Raw genomic sequence first — 19,001 nt, forward strand, 5'->3', positions numbered from 1 at the left:
AAACGCTGCTGCGGCGACGATAGTTGAGGGGTTGCCCTCTGTCACAATAGCTCGATGCCAGGTTTAATATTTAACAACAATTTAACAACAATGCCTCCTCTATTTATTTAGAGGGGGTTTTTGTTTTGGCGACTGTAGAAAGTTTATATTGAAGGTTAAGCCCAAAACAACGAAATAACGTAGGTTGGGTTGAGGAACGTTCGCGAAGCGTGCCGAAGGCATAACCCAACATTTACAAGGGTTTGTTGGGTTTCACTTCGTTCAACCCAACCTAGAAAAATCCTTAACCGAACAGTATTGGACTCTTGCTTATTGTCTCTTGCCTAGAGCGTAGTTCTATAATAGCATTTACCTAACTGGCTGTATTGGTATAAAAAAACGTAGCGCAAACCTCCAAAACTAGGTAAAAAACTAAAATAATACTACACAGGACTTACGCAACTGGCACATTGATAAGGTGCGTCAGAATAAATTTTGTAAATAAATAGATTCTTGATATTTGACACACCCACTTTTTTAAAATTGGAATGTTCCCGGTTTATATTAGATTAAACTGCATCTTGCAACTTTTGAATATCACCATTCCTAATCACATCAATATTACGGGTGATTTTCTCAATTTTCCAATCCCACCAACGAATAGAAAGTAGGATTTCTATTTCTTCATTACTAAAACGCTGCTTAATAGGAACTGCGGGATTACCACCTACCATAGTATAAGGTGGAATATCTTTAACTACTACAGAACGTGCTGCAATTACAGCACCATCACCAATTTTTACTCCTGGCATAATTAAAGAATCATAACCAATCCAAACATCATTACCGATAACAATATCACCTTTTCTGGGTAAGTTCATTAAATCATTCATTGCACTTTCCCAACCATTACCAAAAATGGGAAATGGGTATGTAGAAATTCCATCAAGTTTTTGATTTGCACCGTTCATGATGAATTTTACATGAGTGGCGATCGCACAAAACTTACCAATAATTAAAGAGTCATCACCAGTCACCAATCATAATATTGGGTGATTTGATGCAGTTGTTAATAAAGCAAACTCGGTGATGTTCTGCTATTGGATAGGGATTTTGAGGATTTGGTCTAAATTGTTCTATTAATTCCATTAAATTCTCACTTTCCTATTTCATCAATTGCCAAATTTTAACAGTTTTATCTGAACTACCACTAGCAAGAACTTTACCATCTGCACTCAGGGAAATAGAATTTACTACCCCAGAATGTCCTGTTAAAGTTTGTAAAACTTCACCTGTAGAAATATCCCAAATTTTAATAGTAGAGTCAGCACTACCACTACAGATAAATTCACAATTTGGACTCACAGCCAAAGATTTTACTTTATTTGTATGTCCATTTAAAGTATTTATTAACTTACCTGTACTTAACTGCCAAATTTTAATAGTAGAGTCAGCACTACCACTAAACAAATATTCTCCATTGGGACTGATAGCTATTGATGTAACTTCTCCTAAATGACCTGCAATAGTACGTAAATGATCACCTGTGCGGGGATTCCACAATCTAATTTTGTGATCTGAACTGCCACTAGCGAGAATTGTACCATCTGGACTTATGGCAACTGCGTGAACTTCTGATGAATGCCACAAAGTACAAATTCTTTCTCCTTTTTGTAAATTCCAAATTTTGATTTTATTACTGCCACTAGCAAGAATTTTACAATCGGGACTAATTGTAACTACATTAACTGGTTTTTGATGTCCTAAAAGTGTATGGATTAGTTTACCAGTTTTCAAATGCCATACTTTGACATTACTTTGTGGATGTTCACAACTACCCACAGCCAAAAAATTACTATCTGGACTGATAGCTACAGACGAAACAGCACCTAAATTTCCTGTGAGAGTACGAATTAATTTACCAGTTTGTAGATTCCAAATATTGATGGTTTTATCTGCACATCCACTAACTAAAATCTCATGATCTGGACTTATTGCTACAGAAGAAACTTTCCCAGAATGTCCATTGAGAGTATAGTTAAGATGCGCCATTTCCAAATTACGATTATTTTTCAGAATGGCTATTTCTTCTAAAAGACTCTCTACATAAATAATATTATCACTATCACCAATAGCGGCAAAATATTGTTTTAAAGTAGTGATATAATTCTCATCATCGATTTTCAATGCTAGTTGCATTGCCTTTAATGGGTGAGTGACTTCTGTTAATGATACTTGCCGTATTTGCAACCAGGTATTAATGGAGTAATCAACTTGTTCCTGTAACCAAAAAGAATTAGAAACATGAGATAAACTTTGAGCTAATTGTAAAGCAATTTCTGGAACTTTTAACCGTCTTTCATTTTTGAAAGCTTCGTAAAGTTGTTTATAACTATCAGTAATTACCTCTAAAACTTGTCTATCTATTCCTTCATTAATTAAACTTGGTAGCAATTTTGGTAACAAGGGAGGTACATCATAATGCACCAAGTGATAAACATCTGTCACCCAAGCAGTAACTAAACAATGAGAGGTAATTAAAACTTGATAAAGATATTCCCAGTCTTGGGAAGAAATTTCATATTCTACTGATAAATGACTAACATCTATTCCTTGAGATTGCCATTTTTCTATCTTCTCTAAAATTACCAAATTGCGGTTTTTCTCTTTACCTAAATCGTTAATTACTTCTAAATCTTCACCTAATGCTAACAATTGATTTTTAACATTTCTCCATTCTAAAGCCCGATTTTTAGCAGAATCTTGTAAAATTTGCTTATAGGGTAATTTATAAATAGTTTTATAGTAATAATTATCTTGTCCTAATCCCCAATAACCAATGCGGAAATTTAGACAATCTCCATCTTTTTCTGATTCTAAAATTAAAGTAGGTTGGTTTTTTAAAGCACTAAATAAAGCCTTGATGCTAGATTCACTATGAAACCGTTTACTATCCCAAGCACCAGCTAAAAATTCTATGGGTCTTTCTTGATAATGCAAAGAATAATAATTATTGATAAATTCACGCAAACCTTCAGCTAATTTTAGTTCAATTTCATCAGTAAGTTTTGAAGGTTGCACCTCAAATTTATCAAACTGTATTTGTGGTGCTGCTAACAAAACTTTTAATGGTGTGTGTTGATAATTAATAGAAGATTCTAAAAGTTGGGAAGGATATAATCTCAATGGCCAATTATCCAGAATTTTATGCACTTCTGGTAGTCTAATTGCTGTTTCTTTTTCTTGATTAGCTATTTTTAATTGTGTGGCATGATGGTAAACTGCTAATTGCTGTTGCTGGTTTAACTCAGCTTTAGTAATATCTAATTTTGTAACATTATCTACTGTGTGAATGAAATCTTGAATTACTTGGGAAATTGGCAAATTGTCGGTTTTTGAGTTACTTGATGTTTGTTTTTGGATGATGTTTACCATCACAGGTGCAAACTCTAATACCAGTTGAATGAGTAGATTTAATCCTGGTTGCATAAAAAAATCCTAATGACTATCTAATACAATAATCCAAATCTTTTGTTAACTTAATTACAAGAACTATGAAATTTCCACACAGGTAATCTTCTTGACCTACTTCTACTTTTGATTGAGAAAATTAATACATATTCCCTATACTACTATCTTAAGGCATAATTTTGAGTGACTAACTAAAGATTATAATATAAATGAATTGATAGCAACCATAAAAATGTCAAACATCGGCTAAATTGACAACCTAGCTAATGTTTGACTAGCAAATTTCCATATATATTGAGGAATTTAGTTTGTTATTTTGATAAATTAGCGTGATTGAGTTGAGACTAATGTAAACTCTAAATTTTAGCTAATAGCTGCTATTTTTAGCTATGATTATTGTCTCAAATTTCTAATTTTTGGATAATTAGAATTTTATTCCTAGTTGTCCATTGAAACCGCGTATAGAATGGTATCCCGCACCGAGAAAAATATGTTTGGTGGCGTTTGCTTGTACACCACCGGAAAAAGCTACACCTTTATCTTCTGAATAGTAACCAACTCCAACGTAAGGAGAAATTACAGGTAAATTGATGAATTTTAAGACATCTGCACCTGTAGCACCGTCTTCACCTGTTCCTACTTCTACACCTAAACTTAATGCTTTAGCACCTACAGCGTAAGTAACGTCTCCATCTTTTCCACCGACGGAAACCCAAGGTTGGGGTACAATTTGTGCAGATGCTTGACTGGGGTTGAATAATACTAAGAAACCCAAGGATGTGATGAGTGTTTTGATAATAAATACTGGTTTCATTTTTATATCTCACGCAAAGACGCAAAGACGCAAAGAAAGAAAGGAAGTGATAGAGAAATAAAGACTAAGAAAAGCAAGGGTATGCTTTCCAAATATGACTATTGCTAGTACAACAGTTTATACGACGTATTGGAATAGCATAAGTGCCTGAATTTGAAAAAGACGCAAAAGAAGATAATTTCTCTCTGCGTCTTTTCGCTATCAATAGCTTTTATTCACTACATCCTTTCTAATACCTTAATTCCCAGCAAATCTAATCCTAGTTTTAGGGTTCTTGCTGTTAAATAGCATAACATCAAACGTGATGTTTTGATGGGTTCTTCTGATTTTAAGACTGGACATTTATCATAGAATTTATTAAATTTTTCGCTGAGGTTATACAAATACTCACAGAGGCGATTTGGTAATAAATCCTGTTCTACTTCGGCAATTATTTCATCTAGTTGTAATATGTGTTTCGCTAGGGTTAATTCTGTATCTTCTTTGAGGATTATTTTGGCATCTGTTCCTAAATTTGCAAAGTCAATATTGCCTTCTCTACTAATGCCTTGAGTCCTTACATAAGCATATAACATATAAGGCGCTGTATTGCCTTTTAAGGAAAGCATTTTATCATAACTAAAAACATAATTGCTAGTACGATTTTGGCTTAAATCGGCATATTTTACCGCACTAATACCAACGACATCAGCAACATTTTTAATAAACTGTTCTGTTTCTTCTCGACTTTCTTCTTTTAATCTTGCTTCTAAATCTGTTCGAGAGCGAGATATTGCTTCATCTAATAAGTCTTTTAACCGGACTGTATCCCCAGAACGAGTTTTAAATTTCTTCCCGTCATCTCCTAAAACTAAACCGAAGGGAACGTGAACAATTTCCACATCATTTGCTATCCAATCTGCTTTTTTTGCAACTTGGAAAAATTGAGCAAAGTGGTTTGCTTGTCCTGCATCGGTGACGTAAATTATCCGTTTTGCTTGATCTTCTTCAATTCTATAACGTAGTGCTGCTAAATCTGTGGTTGCATAGTTATAACCGCCATCTGATTTCTGCACAATTAAGGGTAAAGGTTCACCTTCTCTATTAGTAAAACCTTCCAAGAAAACACATTTTGCTCCTTGGTTTTCTTCTACTAATCCTGCTGTTTCTAAATCTGCTACTACTTTGGGTAATAAGGGGTTATAAAATGATTCTCCTCTTTCAATTAATTTGATATCGAGTAAATCATAAATTACTTGAAATTCTTTTCTTGATTGTTCACATAATAGTTTCCAAGCATGAAGGGTATCTTCTGCTCCTGCTTGTAATCTTACGACTTCTTGACGTGCTGTTTCTTGAAAGTTTTCATCTGCATCAAATCTTTGTTTTGCTTGGCGATAAAAACTAACTAAATCTCCTATATCTAAAGCGTTAGCAGTAGTTAATGCTTCGGGGTAAACTTCCCGCAAATAAGCAATTAACATCCCAAATTGTGTACCCCAGTCACCGACATGATTTAATCTTAATACTTCATGTCCGCGAAATTCTAAAATCCGCGCAATACAATCACCGATAATTGTAGAACGTAGATGTCCTACGTGCATTTCTTTGGCAATGTTGGGACTAGAAAAATCAACTATTTCCTTTTGTGGGTTTTGTACTTTGGGAACTCCTAAACGGGGATCTGTTTTAATGGCGTTGAGTTGTGCTTCGAGATAGGATGTTTGTAATTTTAAATTAATAAAACCAGGTCCAGCAATTTCTGGTGGTTCACAAATATCAGATACATCTAATTTTTCTACAATAGCAGTGGCGATCGCTCTTGGTTGCATTCCCAATTTTTTACTCAAAGATAAAGCCACATTGGCTTGAAAATCACCAAATTTAGGATTACTTGCAGGTACTAAAATGGGATCTACTTGAGTATAATCTGATCCAAATGCAGCCGCCAAAGCTTGTTGTAGTTTAATTTTTAGTTGTTCTTGTGTAGCTTTCATGTTCAAATCTTATTTGTTCTGATCTGTATTAAAGGTGCGATCGGCTGCTAGAAATTGTTATATTGCCAAATGCTTGATTATTTTAACTTGATAACAGTTAATTACGAATTACGAATTACGAATTACGAATTATTTTAACTGTTCAGTGTTTTAACAACTGTCATTCCTTGAATCCGCCAAGAACCTTGTTTGCGAATTAAATCATAACGCACCCGCAAGCGATCCTGAGAAGTCTGTTGAAATTGATTTCGTTGATAAAAGTGGGTAACTTCCCTTACTGTAGCTTCTACCACGGCATTATCTGACATATTGCTGGTTTGATTGACAAATTCTACCTTGACATCATGTTCATACTTGCGATAGCGTTTTTCTGCTATATCCTGCTTGACAATTGATTGCCATTGTGGTATTGCAGAAACAGTTAAAATTTCATTTAAACGATTAATTTGATGATCTGGACCAAAAACAGCGGCTTTAGTGGATAACCACTTTTCAATCACGTCCTGGGCGATCGCTGGTGTCAATTGACCTTCAGGTACTTCTGGTTTGCTGCTATTGGGTTCAGGAATGGTGACTGGTGGTTGATTCAATTCTATAGCCAAGGGTGTTCCCTGGACAGTTGGTTGGGGGAAAAACACATTGTTAAACCATCCCCAGACTGTAGAAACTAACAACCAAAAAACTAACAAACCTCCCATAGATAGAAACACCAGCCAAACTAAGCGAGTTTTTGCATCTAATGAGTTAGCAAAAGTGCGCCGTCGTCGAGCATGAGAATGTTGATGTTCCGAAACCAGACTTCGACTATTAACTGCAACGGGCTTGCGCCTTCTACGCTTTTTAGTTTGACTCGTTACATCATAATTACCGGCATTGATTTGCTGGTAATATTCAGTTCCTGCCTCTTCTGCTGTCGCCGACGGTTCTGGCATTTCTGGGGTGTGACTGTTGCTGTATCTCCTAGAATGCCATTCTGGTGGAGAATAGTTAGCAGATTCGGGTACTTCGCTGGGTGCTGAGGTGTAAAACTCAGGATCAGGTGTATAGTTGTGATTTACTGTCCCATTACTAACCCCATGATTAATCCCATTACTAACATTGTGATAGCTGTGATAACGGGTACTATTAATTGTTGGTGAGGTAAAAAACTGTTTATTAATTGTAGTCCATTCATCAGTTGCTTGTGTATCTTTTGGTAAAGCTTCTAAATAAGCTTGTACCTGTTTATCAGCAAAATATTCTTTTAAAGAAGCTTGTTTTTTGACTAAATCTCGAAAATGAGGAAATACCTCTTGTTGTAACCAATGTTCACAGTACAAACACAATCCTGGTAACAAATCTGGGGAATCTTGAGATTTTTCCCGAATAATAGCTAAAGCTTCATATTCCTGACTTAGTTCCAAAACACGAGTTGCTTCTTCGGTTTGTCCAAGTAACAAAGCACAGAGAGACTGTTCTAAATGCACATCTTGACGCTTACCAAGACGAATTAACATTTGCTTTGCCTGACGAATTAAAGCTGGTTGACGTTGGGCAAAACCCCTGGCGATTAGGGCATAAACTGCTAAATATGTAGACACAGCAGAAGGACGCTTACTTTCAGCTTCAAATAATTTATGCTGTTCTGCAACTGTCAAATGGTTGCGTAACTGTTGAATAAATCTCAGAAAATCATCTATATTTAAACCAGATTGGTCATTACCACTACCATCAATTCCACCCCGCTCTTCTAAAATACTGTGTAATAATTCTAAACCTTGACGGCGTTCTTTGGTTTTTTCTAGAGGTAGTTCCAACAACTCTAGAATTCTATAGGGGCGTAGCTTACACAGATCTGCGGCAATTTCCGCTTGCACATTAGGAAACAGACCTTCACGCATTAGTAATTCTTCCCCAGTTTCCAATGATATAGCAGCATTTTCATAATTACCTTGCTGCCATTGTTCCCGTCCCAGTTCCAAACAAGCTAAAGCCACTGTGAGAATAATATCTGGCAGTTCAGGACTGGCAAAAAATTCCTCACTGTTAAGATGAGATCCTACTTTCACCCCTGCGGGTTTATTTCTATTTACTAGGTGTGGACGACCTAGCTTCAGCACTAATTCGTATTCTCCCAACTCTTGGAGAAGCAATAAAGCACCCACTAATTCATCTGGGGCAATTTCGATGCTGAGACTTTGAACATCGTGATTGCGGTTAATGGTTTCGGTGCTGTTTTCTAATAGCGATGTTGCCCCAAGCCGATCTGGATTGTATGCTTGGGCTAGATAAGCCTGATCGTAGGTACTGCGTTCTCTGGGATTTGATAAAACCACGTAAGCTTCTTCTATGAGTTGTTTACGAGAGGATATAGCTGCAATGGAATATTCCCGTCTTGGCAATTGAACAATGCGATCGCTATAAGCTTGCCGCAATTGTTCCTCACTTGCCGCCAACGGTAGTCCTAAAATTCGGTAGTAATCAAGCGGAATTCGCACAGCCTACTTCCCCTGCACTGTGTTTACGTGGCATCTCCCAGAGACGGACATGATTAACCTAGAGCATTCCAGGCTTGTAAAACCGTGCCATAATCATAGCTTTAATAATACCGTGTATAATATACCAGTTGAGTGTATATCGTAACAGTTTTTTTTGTTTCTTGCTAAGAATAAATATATCCCCAGAATTATTTTCAGCTGTTGATTTAGCACAGCACCAGTATTTCCCCCAAGATATTACCTGATGCACTAGCCTGAAGTAAATTAGCTTTCGGTTATCATTGCCTTATGTATGTTTAATGTATCTTTGCCTTATTATATATATCTGCTAAATTATAGATATACTCTTATCAGACTTTTACATTTCAACACACAACTAAAGCTTTTGATAGTGGTAGAGATGTTGAACCAACTATAATATAAAATTCGTAATTTGTTTTAGCTGTTTACAGTGTCTTAGTAATAAAACTGCACTACAATTGATTAATGCTGATAACTTAATAACACAATATAGCACGATTAATTTTTTATGACCATTACTTAACAAAGAGTAAATTTTTACACAAAAAATTTCAATGACTGTGGCAACACCAAGAAAGAGTAGGGAAGAAGATTTTTGAGGCAGACCTGATATTAAGATCAGAAAATTGTTAATGGCTATGCAGAAAAACGACTATTCTGATTGCTAACTTAAAGAGCGAACATAAAAAGCCACAGTTACGACACCAAAGACCAAAAATAGGCAATAAACATTAAAAAATGGCAAAATTACACCTTAACTATTCCATACCAATCTTTTTTAAGTCAGAAATGAAGATTTTATAGTTAGCAGATTGACTTTTACCAAGGCTGCCCTATTTCCAGCTAACATTATTAAGACTTGCTTACAGCAGATTACAGAGAAATGAGGTGGAGAATCTAATTTCAAGGTCAGATACTAAGGCCGTTTTACTCTTGACTCTTGACTCCTGTAAGGGCGAAGCATTCGGGCAACCCATGATCAATTTTTGTCCAAGGCTATTTTCCTGTAAGGGCGTTCGCGAAGCGTGCTGGAAGCATCAGCATTCGGGCGATAAATTATCAATTTTGATTACAGGTTATTTTCCGAATGCCTGTCTGCCGACAGGCAGGCTTCGCCCCTACTTCGCCCCTAGTTCGCCCCTACGACTCCTGACTCCTGCTATAACTTTAAAACCGTAGCTTTAACTTTTACGACAGGGATACTTCACAATAATGGTTCAAGAACGCACGTTACCCAAATTTGATACTTCTACAGTCCAGATTACCAAAGCAGAAGGACTGGAATTATACGAAGACATGACTTTAGGGCGCTTTTTTGAAGACAAATGCGCCGAAATGTACTACCGGGGAAAAATGTTTGGTTTTGTCCACCTGTACAACGGACAAGAAGCCGTTTCCAGTGGTATTATTCGGGGAGCAATGCGACCTGGTGAAGACTTCGTTTCCAGTACCTACCGTGACCACGTTCACGCTTTGAGTGCAGGAGTACCAGCTAGAGAGGTAATGGCAGAATTATTTGGTAAGGCCACAGGATGCAGCAAAGGGCGCGGTGGTTCAATGCATATGTTTTCTGCTGAACATCGTTTATTAGGTGGCTATGCTTTCGTAGCTGAAGGTATTCCCGTCGCATCTGGGGCAGCTTTTCAAAGTAAATACCGTCGGGAAGTCTTAGGAGACAAAACAGCAGATCAAGTAACTGCTTGTTTCTTTGGTGACGGTGCTGCTAACAACGGGCAATTTTTCGAGACTTTAAATATGGCAGCACTTTGGAAACTGCCAATTATTTTTGTGGTAGAAAATAATAAGTGGGCGATTGGCATGGCTCACGAACGGGCAACATCAGATCCCGAAATTTACAAAAAAGCCAGCGTGTTTAACATGGTAGGCGTGGAAGTAGACGGGATGGATATTTTAGCAGTGCGCCAAGTCGCCCAAGAAGCCGTAGCCCGCGCCCGTGCAGGGGAAGGACCCACCCTCATTGAAGCCCTCACCTATCGTTTCCGTGGTCACTCTTTAGCAGATCCCGACGAACTCCGCAGCAAAGAAGAAAAAGATTTTTGGTTTTCTCGTGATCCGATTAAAAAGCTAGGTGCTTATTTGGTAGAACACAACCTAGCTACAGAAGCAGAACTCAAAGACATTGAAAAGAAAATTCAGGGTGTGATTGAGGATGCGGTGAAATTCGCAGAAAGCAGTCCCGAACCAGATGCGAGCGAATTATATCGCTTTATCTTTGCAGAAGACGAATAGGTTGGGGACTGGGGACTGGGGACTGGGGACTGGGAAAGAAGCAGGGGAGCAGGGAGCAGGGGAGCAGGGGGAAATTATTTGTATTTTCCCAATCACCAATCACCAATCACCAATCACCAATCACCAAATATGTTTACCATTACTGAACAACAACAACAATACAAAACCTACATCCTCGCGGATACTACGGCTGGTTCTCATCTGGAAGTAGTACCAGAAAGAGGGGGTATTATTACTCGTTGGCGTTTGCAAGGTCAGGAAATTCTCTATTTAGATACAGAAAGGTTCGCTAACCCAGAGTTAAGTATTCGTGGCGGTGTCCCCATTTTGTTTCCTATCTGTGGGAATTTGCCGGATAATACTTACACCTACAACGGTAAACAATATACTCTGAAACAGCACGGCTTTGGGCGAGATTTACCTTGGGAAGTGACAAACCAAGTTACTGAAGGTAAGGTTAGTTTAAGCGTAGTTCTCAAAAGTAATGAGGTAACACGCGCTGTTTATCCTTTTGATTTTCAGCTAACTTTTACCTACACGCTACAAGGTAATTCTTTGGTCATCGATCAGGTTTATCAAAATCTGTCTAATGTGCCGATGCCGTTTTCGGCTGGGTTTCATCCCTATTTTCAGTGTGGTGATAAGTCCCAGTTAGAGTTTAATATTCCCTCTGGACAGTATCTAGACCAGAAAACCAAGGAAATGCACCCGTTTAACGGTCATTTCGATTTTGCAAGGGATGAGATAGATTTTGCTTTTGGTCATTTGCGGAGTCAGTCAGCAGCAGTTACAGATCATAGCCGCAAGTTGAAATTGACCCTTGACTATGATGATATCTATGCTATGCTGGTCTTCTGGACGTTGAAGGGTAAGGATTTTTATTGTCTTGAACCTTGGACGGCTGGACGCAACTCGCTCAATACTGGTGAAAACCTAACTGTGTTAGCGCCAGGAGCAAGCAAAACTACCTCGGTGAAATTAACTGCGGATTTTTTCTGAAAAACAGTTGACAATCTAGAGAGAGTTTGTTATATTAAAAAAGTTGCGAAATGCAAAAGGGTCGCTAACTCAACGGTAGAGTACTCGGCTTTTAACCGATTAGTTCCGGGTTCGAATCCCGGGCGACCCATAAAAAGCCAAATGATGATATTTTGTCTGAATCAGGATTTCCAGGATTTAAGGGTTGTTGGAGATAATGAACTATGCTAAAGACTGTTCAAGGAATCTACCGGAATGGTAAAATCGAGTTAACTGAAATTCCAGCCAATATCATAGAAAGTCCAGTTTTAATAACTTTTATAGAAACTCCAACTCCAGAAAATATAACCATACCCACAACGGAAGAATGGGGTGAAATATGACAATTAGTCCCGACAGCTTTTAGTCTAGGGATAGGGGGCGTTGTAGTTCGCCCCGTCGGAGTTATTCCCGGCAAATGAAAGGTATGAGATCTTTGTCTATGTTTTTTGGAACTATAAATACAAAACCACTGGAATGACAATTAGGTTGTAGTTTCACCATTGTGATTTTCCCATTGTTGGGTTCGCTGTCAACAAAACGCACCACTCCAGTCGCACCTGCAACGGAAAAGTTGGAGCTAGACAACACTTGCTGAATACCCTTCCGTGTAGGGTTTTGCTCTAAAGCTTTACTTAATACCAACACAGCATCATAGCTATTGACACTGCGCCAAGTAATCTCTGTGTTGGTGGGGAAATTAGTGATTTTCCACAAAGTTTGAGCTTGCTCTGCAAACGCGGAGTTAATTTCGTTCATGGGATGCCAAGGTATTGCCCAAACTGTGCGTTTAATTCCTGGTGAAGATGTAATCTGATCTGATGTTAATAAATCAGGATTGTAGAGACTATTACCTGCAATTATCCAAGATTGGTTGACGTTTGATTGAATGACCTCTAAGGCTTCTTGAATGCTATCACGCAATCCCACACCAGCATCAGGAATCAGGACAATTGCCGTTGCTCCTTGGCTTTGCGCTTGATTTAATGCTATTTTGGCATCAAATTTATTGCTGGCGAGATTAAAAGCTGGTTGGTGGTCAATCACATGACCAGATAACGACCTTGCTGATGCTCGGAACTGATTGGCTAGAGATTCAGCATACTCACTACCTTCACTATAAAAAACTGCTGCTTTGCGTTGTTTTAGTTCGGAAAATACATAAGTTGCCATTCTTGGTCCGGCAACGGCAGTACTAGAGACGGTCCGGAAAAAAAAGGGCCCTTTGAGATTATGGGAGGTTGCAGTAGGAGAAACTAACACTAATTTTTCTCGGCTATAAATAGGCAAGGTTAGGTTAGTGGTGTCGCTGGTATAGTGACCAACAACAGCTAGTAAATCACGATACTTTACCAAACGCTCGGCAACTTTGAGGGCAGTATTGACGATTGTACCTTGAGCATTTGGACGATTACTATCATCAGCAATGATAATTCGCAGAGGCTGACCTTTTTCTAGTGCCTCAGTTTGAGCTTGAGCCGCACCCCTGAGTATTTGTAGACCCATAGCAGTAGAACGTTCTAGGGAAACTGCAACGGCAATTGTATAAATCTTATTGGCTGGGAATTGGATTTGAATTTTGGCATTATTGAGGTAGATTAAAGTTTCTGCATCTGCTTCTTGATTGAAAGCGGCTTCAAATAAATTCACAGCCTTCGCAAAATTTTGCTGGCGATATTTTTCAATAGCTAATTGTTTGGCTGGTGGAGGCTGACCATTTCCCCAAAAACTACTAGGAATCAGACTTTCTTCGCCGCAACTGAGATGATCGTCTAGTGTTTGGTCACAAGTGCGAGGGATGGCAATTTCTTGATATATTTGTTTACCAACAATTAGCAGCAAAACACCACAAGTTGTTGTTAATAATAATTTTTGCCATTGCAGGTGGGGATGTTTTTCAATCTGCGCGATTTGCTCAAGAATAACTTGCGCGTTTTTTGGGCGTTGCTTACAGTCAGCAACGGTCATCGTTTGAATTAGGGTAATTAATTTTTTCGGAGTTTTTGGATCTTTGATATATTTAGACCAATTAAGTAAATCTTCATAGTTATCGCCTGCGGGGTCAATACCTGTTAGTAAATAAATCAAAGTCCGACCCAAGGCATAAAAATCTGATTGTAAAACAGCGTAACCGTCACGTTGTTCGGGAGCAGTGTAACCAATGGAATGAATAACTGTCACCTGCTTACCGTTAACAATAGTTTGGGTTAATTTCCGTGCAGTCCCAAAATCAATTAACACTAATTTGCCATCAGGACGAAGCATAATATTTGCAGGTTTAATATCGCGATGGAATAACTTCTGCTCATGAACAAATTGCAAAATCTCCGTTATTTGGGTCAGCCAATTTAATGCTATTTTATAAGATGTTAAATATTTATTTTTAGATAGCCAAATTTGTAAATCTTGTCCTGGTATTTTCTCCATGACAAAACAGCGTAATTGGCGATTTGTATTTAAAACAAGCGGAAATATCACTTCACCAACAGGTAAACCAGGATGTCGTAAACTGATCAGAATTGATGCTTCTTGCTCAAAGAGTCGCTCTAGTTCTGGTGAGACTTCTTTGAGAGATTTAAGAACTTTCGGCTTTTCTGGGTTAAGTAAATCTTGAATTTCAAATACTTCTGTATACCTTGTATAGTTATCTTGTTCAGCTTGCAAGGGATGTTTGATTAAATAGCGATTTTGTAGTATCAGCGGCGTTTGACAGTTTTGACATACGGCACAGTTATCAGGATTTTTGCGCCGTGAACAATCGGGATTGATGCAATAAGCCATAAACTCAGGACGATCACCAAATAATTAAGCAAATAATTAAGCAAATAATACAGATATTTTAAATGGAATTACGCAAAAGTACCAAAAAGCTTACGTACCGTAACGAAATCATGTCATCCTTGGCGCTTATTAATGGCTAATCAATAATTTGTCAAGCTCACTTTTAGATCAGTGACTGAGTGAGCCAAAACTGGACTAGCGCACACCAACTAATTCAGCGAAATTACTAATATACCTCAGCATTAAGGAGAAATCCATGAAGCGTTTTATCTCAACTGCTGCTGCTACGGTTACGTTAGTCCTTTCGTTGTCTACACAAGCGATATCTGCTGTGGGAAAAGCCCACGATCAGATTTCAGATTAAAGCTTCTCCTAGTACGGCTTTAGACAGACAATCATCCATCATCATGGAGTTGAACTCTGAGCAAGATGAGGAAACATACCTCAATCTAGGTGTTTTCTGCTTGCTATTCGGAAACTGGCAAGGGGCAATTGAGAATTTCGACCAAGCTATACGTATTAATCCTAACGTTGCTGAAGCTTACGGCATCAGAGGTATTGCCCGTTTGCAATTAGGAGACGTGAAAGGTGCTACTGAGGATTTACAGAAAGCGGCTGATATCTTTCAACAAAAAGGGAAAATAGCCGAGTACCAAGAGGTAATGAACATAATTAAAGAAATTAACAATAAATCAACTGATGCTGTCATCAGTTAGAGATTAAGACAATCAATCATTTGTCAAATATTAATAGTGATGAAAATCATGAGTAAATCCAAAGGTTTTATTTTCTTGAAGCAATTTCCTTTATCATTGCAAATTGCGATCGCTCTCATTCTAGCCACCATCCTGGGAATTTTACTTCGGTAGGTTTGCCAACTCAATATATTGCTTTATTGATTACGGTTGATTGGTTTCTTGATCGTTGTCGCACTGCAATTAATCTGATGGGTGATATGACTATTAGTTGTTTGTTGGATGGTCAAAAACAGCAAATTGAAATTGGTAAATAATTCTGAATATGTTCCGTATTTGGGAGATGATTTATCTCACGCAGAGTCCCAAAGACGCAGAGAGAATGAGAGTTTTTAAATGCAGGCTTAAGATGAATCGCATTATTTCTGGATATTTATTGAATGTGACGCGCTACCAGCAAACTTACTGGCTTGTAGCTGGGGCAATTATCGGATACGTTGGCTTTGTGGTGATATTGGGAACGACTCGGTTAGTGATTGGTGTTGGTGGTGCGATCGCATTAGGAATGATAGCGTTTTGGTGTTGGAATGTGAACCAATCTTTGCCAAAATCAACACACAATCTATTAGAACGCGAGACTTTTCTGGCGCATTTGAAAAAACTTGAACCCCAGATAGATAAAAGTTCTCAAACAACTTGGCGACAAGCTTATCAATGGGCAGAAGCAACTCAACAATTCGCTACTCAAATTGCTCAAATAGAACCTAGTTTAATTCCCGAATTATTAGAGGCTTTGTATACCGTAATCTCTCTGACTCAGCAGGTAGTTTTCGCTTTAGTAACAGTTAATCAAGTGCAATCTTCCACCTATCGTCCCTTAGCCCAGGAACAGTTACAAATTAGTTGCGATCGCCTCCAACAAACACACGACGAATTACAACAATTACAGGATCAAATCCTACTCTCCCACCTCAATCATACTCATCCTAATATCAATCTTCCCAAAACTTTGCAATTGATAATTACAGCAAATAAAACCGCCCTCCACTAAACATATTCTCATCTTTGCGTGTTAAAATTCTATCATCTAAAAATAGCCATGAAAATTGTTAGAAAACTCCGAAAACACATCTTTGTCTTGTTTTTGTGGATGTCTGTAATTAGCGCATCAATATTGTTCTGTACCACCCCTGAAGTAGATTCTTTTGACAGTGCTTACCGGGTTGTACAAGAATCTTTATTACCTCAAATCTCCATCGAAAAAGCTACAATTTCTGATGCAGTTGCCCAAGGTTACAGTATTAAAAAATTAGCAGAACCTTTACCAAATATGGAAGATTTTCCTCTCTATGGTGCCAAGCCATCAACTGATAGTAATATTGCTTATGTTGAAATTTTTGGTTCGGCGGAAAAATCCAATGCCCAAAAGCAAGATGAACGTTGGCTGGTGGATGTTGCAGAAGCCTTTAATGCCAAAAAAATTACTAATAGTTCTGGGCAAATTCTTCAGGTAGGAATTCGCAATATTCCCTCTGGTACTGCCACAAGAATTTTAGCGGCTAAAAAAGCAAGTCCGGCTGGGTTTTCCCCTTCTAATCAGCTATTGTTAAAACTTTTGGCATCTGAAGGAGTCACAACTTCAATTATTACTCCCAAATTAGTATCTGACTTTGTTGGTTTTGTGGTGGATGGGAAAGCTAATCAAGAACTAGCAAAAAACGGTGATGTCACCTTTGAAAAACTACTAGATGCTATTTTATCGGGTAAAATCACCGTTGGCTATCCCAATCCTTACAGTAGCAGTACATCCTTAAATTTACTGTACACTTTATTTTGGCGGAGTGCAGGACATGATCAAGATGGTAAACCTCTCACTACCTCTGAATTACAATCACCACAGGTAAATTCGGTATTTGATAAATTTCAAAATCAGGTGTTAATTACAACGCTGACAACTCTTGAATTGAAAGATATTTTTATCCGCGACAACCAAAAACTACAAGCGTTTCCTCTACAATATCAAAGTTACCAAACTTTGAAGAAACTGCCAGGATTTGAAGATGTGGTGTTTATCCCCTTTGGAGTAGCTAATGATAATCCTTTGGTGGGGTTTAATTGGAATACTGCGTCCCAAAATGAAGGTTTACGGCGATTTAGTGAATTTGCTTTATCTCCAGAAATGCAGCAGTTAGCCAAAGCACAAGGCTTTAATGCGGATGAACAGTTCAAAAGTCGGGTTTTACCACCCATTCCTAATGGTGCAGTTCTGAAAGCGGCGCAGTCTTATTGGAAACAGCGTAAAGACGGCGGACGGACAGTTAACTTGATGATGGTTATTGATACCAGTGGTTCAATGGAAGGCGATCGCCTACAAGCTGTCAAAAACAGTCTGCGAATTGCTGCACAGTCAATTAATCCTGGTAACTATGTGGGACTAGTTGCATTTAGCGATCGCCCTCAACAAATACTTCCCCTTGCTCCTTTTAATACACAACAACACAAACGTTTGTTAGCGGCCGCTGATTCCCTCATCGCTGATGGAGAAACAGCTATGTATGACGGGATGATAGTCGGTTTATCAGAACTAATGGAACGTCAAAAAACTGATCCTAATGGAAGATTTTATTTGCTACTGCTGAGTGATGGTGAAGTGAATACAGGATTACGGTTTAACGAAATCGCCAATGTTCTCAAATATAGTGGTGTGCGTTTCTATCCCATCGGTTATGGAGAAGTTAATCAAAATGAATTACAAGAAATTGCGAAGTTGCGAGAAACTACTGTGAAATCCAGCGATCCGCAAAAACTACAAACACTATTCACCGAACTGTTGCAAACCAACTTGTAAGGATTCAGGTAGTTTAATCAATAAGGTCGATCCCCGACTTCTTCTTTTGATAAGTCCAATAAATTATGACTAATGGACAGAAGTCGGGGATCTGATTTCTTCAGAGAAGAATTACACCAACTTGTGAATAATTTGTAAATGTATGAATCGTTCTTTGTTCAAAGTTTTAGGATGGGGTTGGGGATTATTTTTGATTGCGGGAGTGGCGATCGCACAAATTTCTCCACGTGCAATTTTACTTATTGATAAAAGTTACTGTCCTCCTGAACAATGGCAGAAAGTAGCACAAACCTACGCTCAAAAATATCAAACTTCCCAATTACATACAGTAATTTTATTTGATGATTTGAGCCAAGAAAAATTCTCACTTCCACCGCAACCATCAGTAATTAGCCAGTTATCCACCTACGGTCGCCCAAATTTAAAACGACAATCTCAGCTACAGAAAACTTATCCAAAAGCTCAATTATTGAGTTGTCGTTTGATTAACAATTAAATAGGGTTTGCTGAGAAAGTCTTTCCGTGAGGGCATAGGAGTCAGGAGTCAGGAGTCAGGAGGAGATTTGAAAATTTCTTTGCCATCTCTTGAAATCCCCAAAAATGCACACTTTTTCCGGTATACCCTTCAAAACCCTTGCACTAATTTCTGTGTTTATCAGCCTCTAACCTTTG

General features: G+C 38.2%; 13 protein-coding genes, 1 tRNA gene and 2 pseudogenes. 9 read left to right on the forward strand and 7 right to left on the reverse strand.

Annotated features, from left to right (window positions below; all coding sequences use genetic code 11):
• Positions 1–548: 548 nt before the first annotated feature.
• The 5 genes and pseudogenes from PN497_RS03700 to PN497_RS03720 form a co-directional block, all read right to left on the reverse strand.
• Positions 549–1,128 (reverse strand): annotated as a pseudogene (locus PN497_RS03700) (CatB-related O-acetyltransferase).
• Positions 1,129–1,143: 15 nt separating this feature from the next.
• Positions 1,144–3,468, reverse strand: coding sequence for a WD40 repeat domain-containing protein (locus PN497_RS03705; RefSeq protein ID WP_096571165.1), 2,325 nt, complete (start codon positions 3,466–3,468; stop codon positions 1,144–1,146).
• Positions 3,469–3,874: 406 nt separating this feature from the next.
• A complete protein-coding gene (locus PN497_RS03710) occupies positions 3,875–4,264 on the reverse strand; it encodes a hypothetical protein (RefSeq protein WP_096571167.1) in 390 nt (129 codons plus the stop codon).
• A 218-nt stretch (positions 4,265–4,482) separates the two neighbouring features.
• Entirely contained in the window at positions 4,483–6,240 is a 1,758-nt protein-coding gene (gene argS, locus PN497_RS03715) for an arginine--tRNA ligase (RefSeq protein ID WP_096571169.1), read from the reverse strand.
• A gap of 134 nt (positions 6,241–6,374) precedes the next feature.
• Positions 6,375–8,717, reverse strand: a complete 2,343-nt coding sequence (locus PN497_RS03720; RefSeq protein WP_096571171.1) for an IMS domain-containing protein — start codon at positions 8,715–8,717, stop codon at positions 6,375–6,377.
• A 1,233-nt stretch (positions 8,718–9,950) separates the two neighbouring features.
• Between PN497_RS03720 and pdhA the strand changes: the two genes are divergently transcribed.
• Positions 9,951–10,988, forward strand: a complete 1,038-nt coding sequence (gene pdhA / locus PN497_RS03725) for a pyruvate dehydrogenase (acetyl-transferring) E1 component subunit alpha (RefSeq protein ID WP_096571175.1) — start codon at positions 9,951–9,953, stop codon at positions 10,986–10,988.
• Here pdhA and PN497_RS03730 read toward each other — a convergent pair.
• Complete coding sequence (locus PN497_RS03730; protein ID WP_272109654.1) at positions 10,966–11,091, reverse strand: hypothetical protein; 126 nt, start codon at positions 11,089–11,091, stop codon at positions 10,966–10,968. The genes pdhA and PN497_RS03730 overlap by 23 nt on opposite strands.
• 26 nt (positions 11,092–11,117) lie before the next feature.
• Here PN497_RS03730 and PN497_RS03735 point away from each other — a divergent pair, with 26 nt between their 5' ends.
• From PN497_RS03735 to PN497_RS03745, 3 genes are all read left to right on the forward strand, one after another.
• Complete coding sequence (locus tag PN497_RS03735) at positions 11,118–11,987, forward strand: aldose epimerase family protein (RefSeq protein ID WP_096572797.1); 870 nt, start codon at positions 11,118–11,120, stop codon at positions 11,985–11,987.
• Between the two features lie 58 nt (positions 11,988–12,045).
• Positions 12,046–12,117 (forward strand) — tRNA-Lys (locus tag PN497_RS03740).
• Between the two features lie 73 nt (positions 12,118–12,190).
• Positions 12,191–12,349: a hypothetical protein gene (locus tag PN497_RS03745; RefSeq protein ID WP_272109656.1), complete on the forward strand. Its 159-nt coding sequence runs from the start codon at positions 12,191–12,193 to the stop codon at positions 12,347–12,349.
• A gap of 61 nt (positions 12,350–12,410) precedes the next feature.
• Here PN497_RS03745 and PN497_RS03750 read toward each other — a convergent pair whose 3' ends face one another.
• On the reverse strand, positions 12,411–14,786 hold the full coding sequence (locus tag PN497_RS03750; RefSeq protein ID WP_096571177.1) for a bifunctional serine/threonine-protein kinase/ABC transporter substrate-binding protein: 2,376 nt from the start codon (positions 14,784–14,786) through the stop codon (positions 12,411–12,413).
• Between the two features lie 407 nt (positions 14,787–15,193).
• On the opposite strand from PN497_RS03750, the gene PN497_RS03755 reads away from it, so the two are divergent.
• The 5 genes and pseudogenes from PN497_RS03755 (at position 15,194) to PN497_RS03775 (ending at position 18,825) form a co-directional block, all read left to right on the forward strand.
• The gene (locus PN497_RS03755) at positions 15,194–15,502 is read left to right on the forward strand and encodes a tetratricopeptide repeat protein (protein ID WP_096571179.1); all 309 of its coding nucleotides are present in this window, start codon (positions 15,194–15,196) and stop codon (positions 15,500–15,502) included.
• Between the two features lie 140 nt (positions 15,503–15,642).
• A pseudogene (locus PN497_RS03760) lies at positions 15,643–15,798 on the forward strand (cation:dicarboxylate symporter family transporter); the annotation flags it as partial.
• Between the two features lie 92 nt (positions 15,799–15,890).
• Positions 15,891–16,532 (forward strand): hypothetical protein, encoded by a 642-nt coding sequence (locus tag PN497_RS03765; RefSeq protein ID WP_096571181.1) that lies wholly within the window; start codon positions 15,891–15,893, stop codon positions 16,530–16,532.
• 48 nt (positions 16,533–16,580) lie between these two features.
• The gene (locus tag PN497_RS03770; protein WP_272109659.1) at positions 16,581–18,329 is read left to right on the forward strand and encodes a VWA domain-containing protein; all 1,749 of its coding nucleotides are present in this window, start codon (positions 16,581–16,583) and stop codon (positions 18,327–18,329) included.
• A gap of 142 nt (positions 18,330–18,471) precedes the next feature.
• Positions 18,472–18,825, forward strand: coding sequence for a hypothetical protein (locus tag PN497_RS03775; protein ID WP_096571185.1), 354 nt, complete (start codon positions 18,472–18,474; stop codon positions 18,823–18,825).
• Positions 18,826–19,001 lie beyond the last annotated feature (176 nt).

Source organism: Sphaerospermopsis kisseleviana CS-549, from assembly GCF_028329225.1.
Lineage (GTDB): Bacteria > Cyanobacteriota > Cyanobacteriia > Cyanobacteriales > Nostocaceae > Sphaerospermopsis > Sphaerospermopsis kisseleviana.

Excerpts from the sequence above, each read along its gene's own strand:
- PN497_RS03750 (WP_096571177.1), bottom strand. The coding sequence starts at position 14,786 with ATGGCTTATTGCATCAATCCCGATTGTTCACGGCGCAAAAATCCTGAT.
- PN497_RS03745 (WP_272109656.1), top strand. The coding sequence starts at position 12,191 with ATGCTAAAGACTGTTCAAGGAATCTACCGGAATGGTAAAATCGAGTTA.
- PN497_RS03755 (WP_096571179.1), top strand. The coding sequence starts at position 15,194 with ATGGAGTTGAACTCTGAGCAAGATGAGGAAACATACCTCAATCTAGGT.
- PN497_RS03705 (WP_096571165.1), bottom strand. The coding sequence starts at position 3,468 with ATGCAACCAGGATTAAATCTACTCATTCAACTGGTATTAGAGTTTGCA.
- argS (WP_096571169.1), bottom strand. The coding sequence starts at position 6,240 with ATGAAAGCTACACAAGAACAACTAAAAATTAAACTACAACAAGCTTTG.
- pdhA (WP_096571175.1), top strand. The coding sequence starts at position 9,951 with ATGGTTCAAGAACGCACGTTACCCAAATTTGATACTTCTACAGTCCAG.
- PN497_RS03770 (WP_272109659.1), top strand. The coding sequence starts at position 16,581 with ATGAAAATTGTTAGAAAACTCCGAAAACACATCTTTGTCTTGTTTTTG.
- PN497_RS03765 (WP_096571181.1), top strand. The coding sequence starts at position 15,891 with ATGAATCGCATTATTTCTGGATATTTATTGAATGTGACGCGCTACCAG.
- PN497_RS03775 (WP_096571185.1), top strand. The coding sequence starts at position 18,472 with ATGAATCGTTCTTTGTTCAAAGTTTTAGGATGGGGTTGGGGATTATTT.
- PN497_RS03710 (WP_096571167.1), bottom strand. The coding sequence starts at position 4,264 with ATGAAACCAGTATTTATTATCAAAACACTCATCACATCCTTGGGTTTC.
- PN497_RS03735 (WP_096572797.1), top strand. The coding sequence starts at position 11,118 with ATGTTTACCATTACTGAACAACAACAACAATACAAAACCTACATCCTC.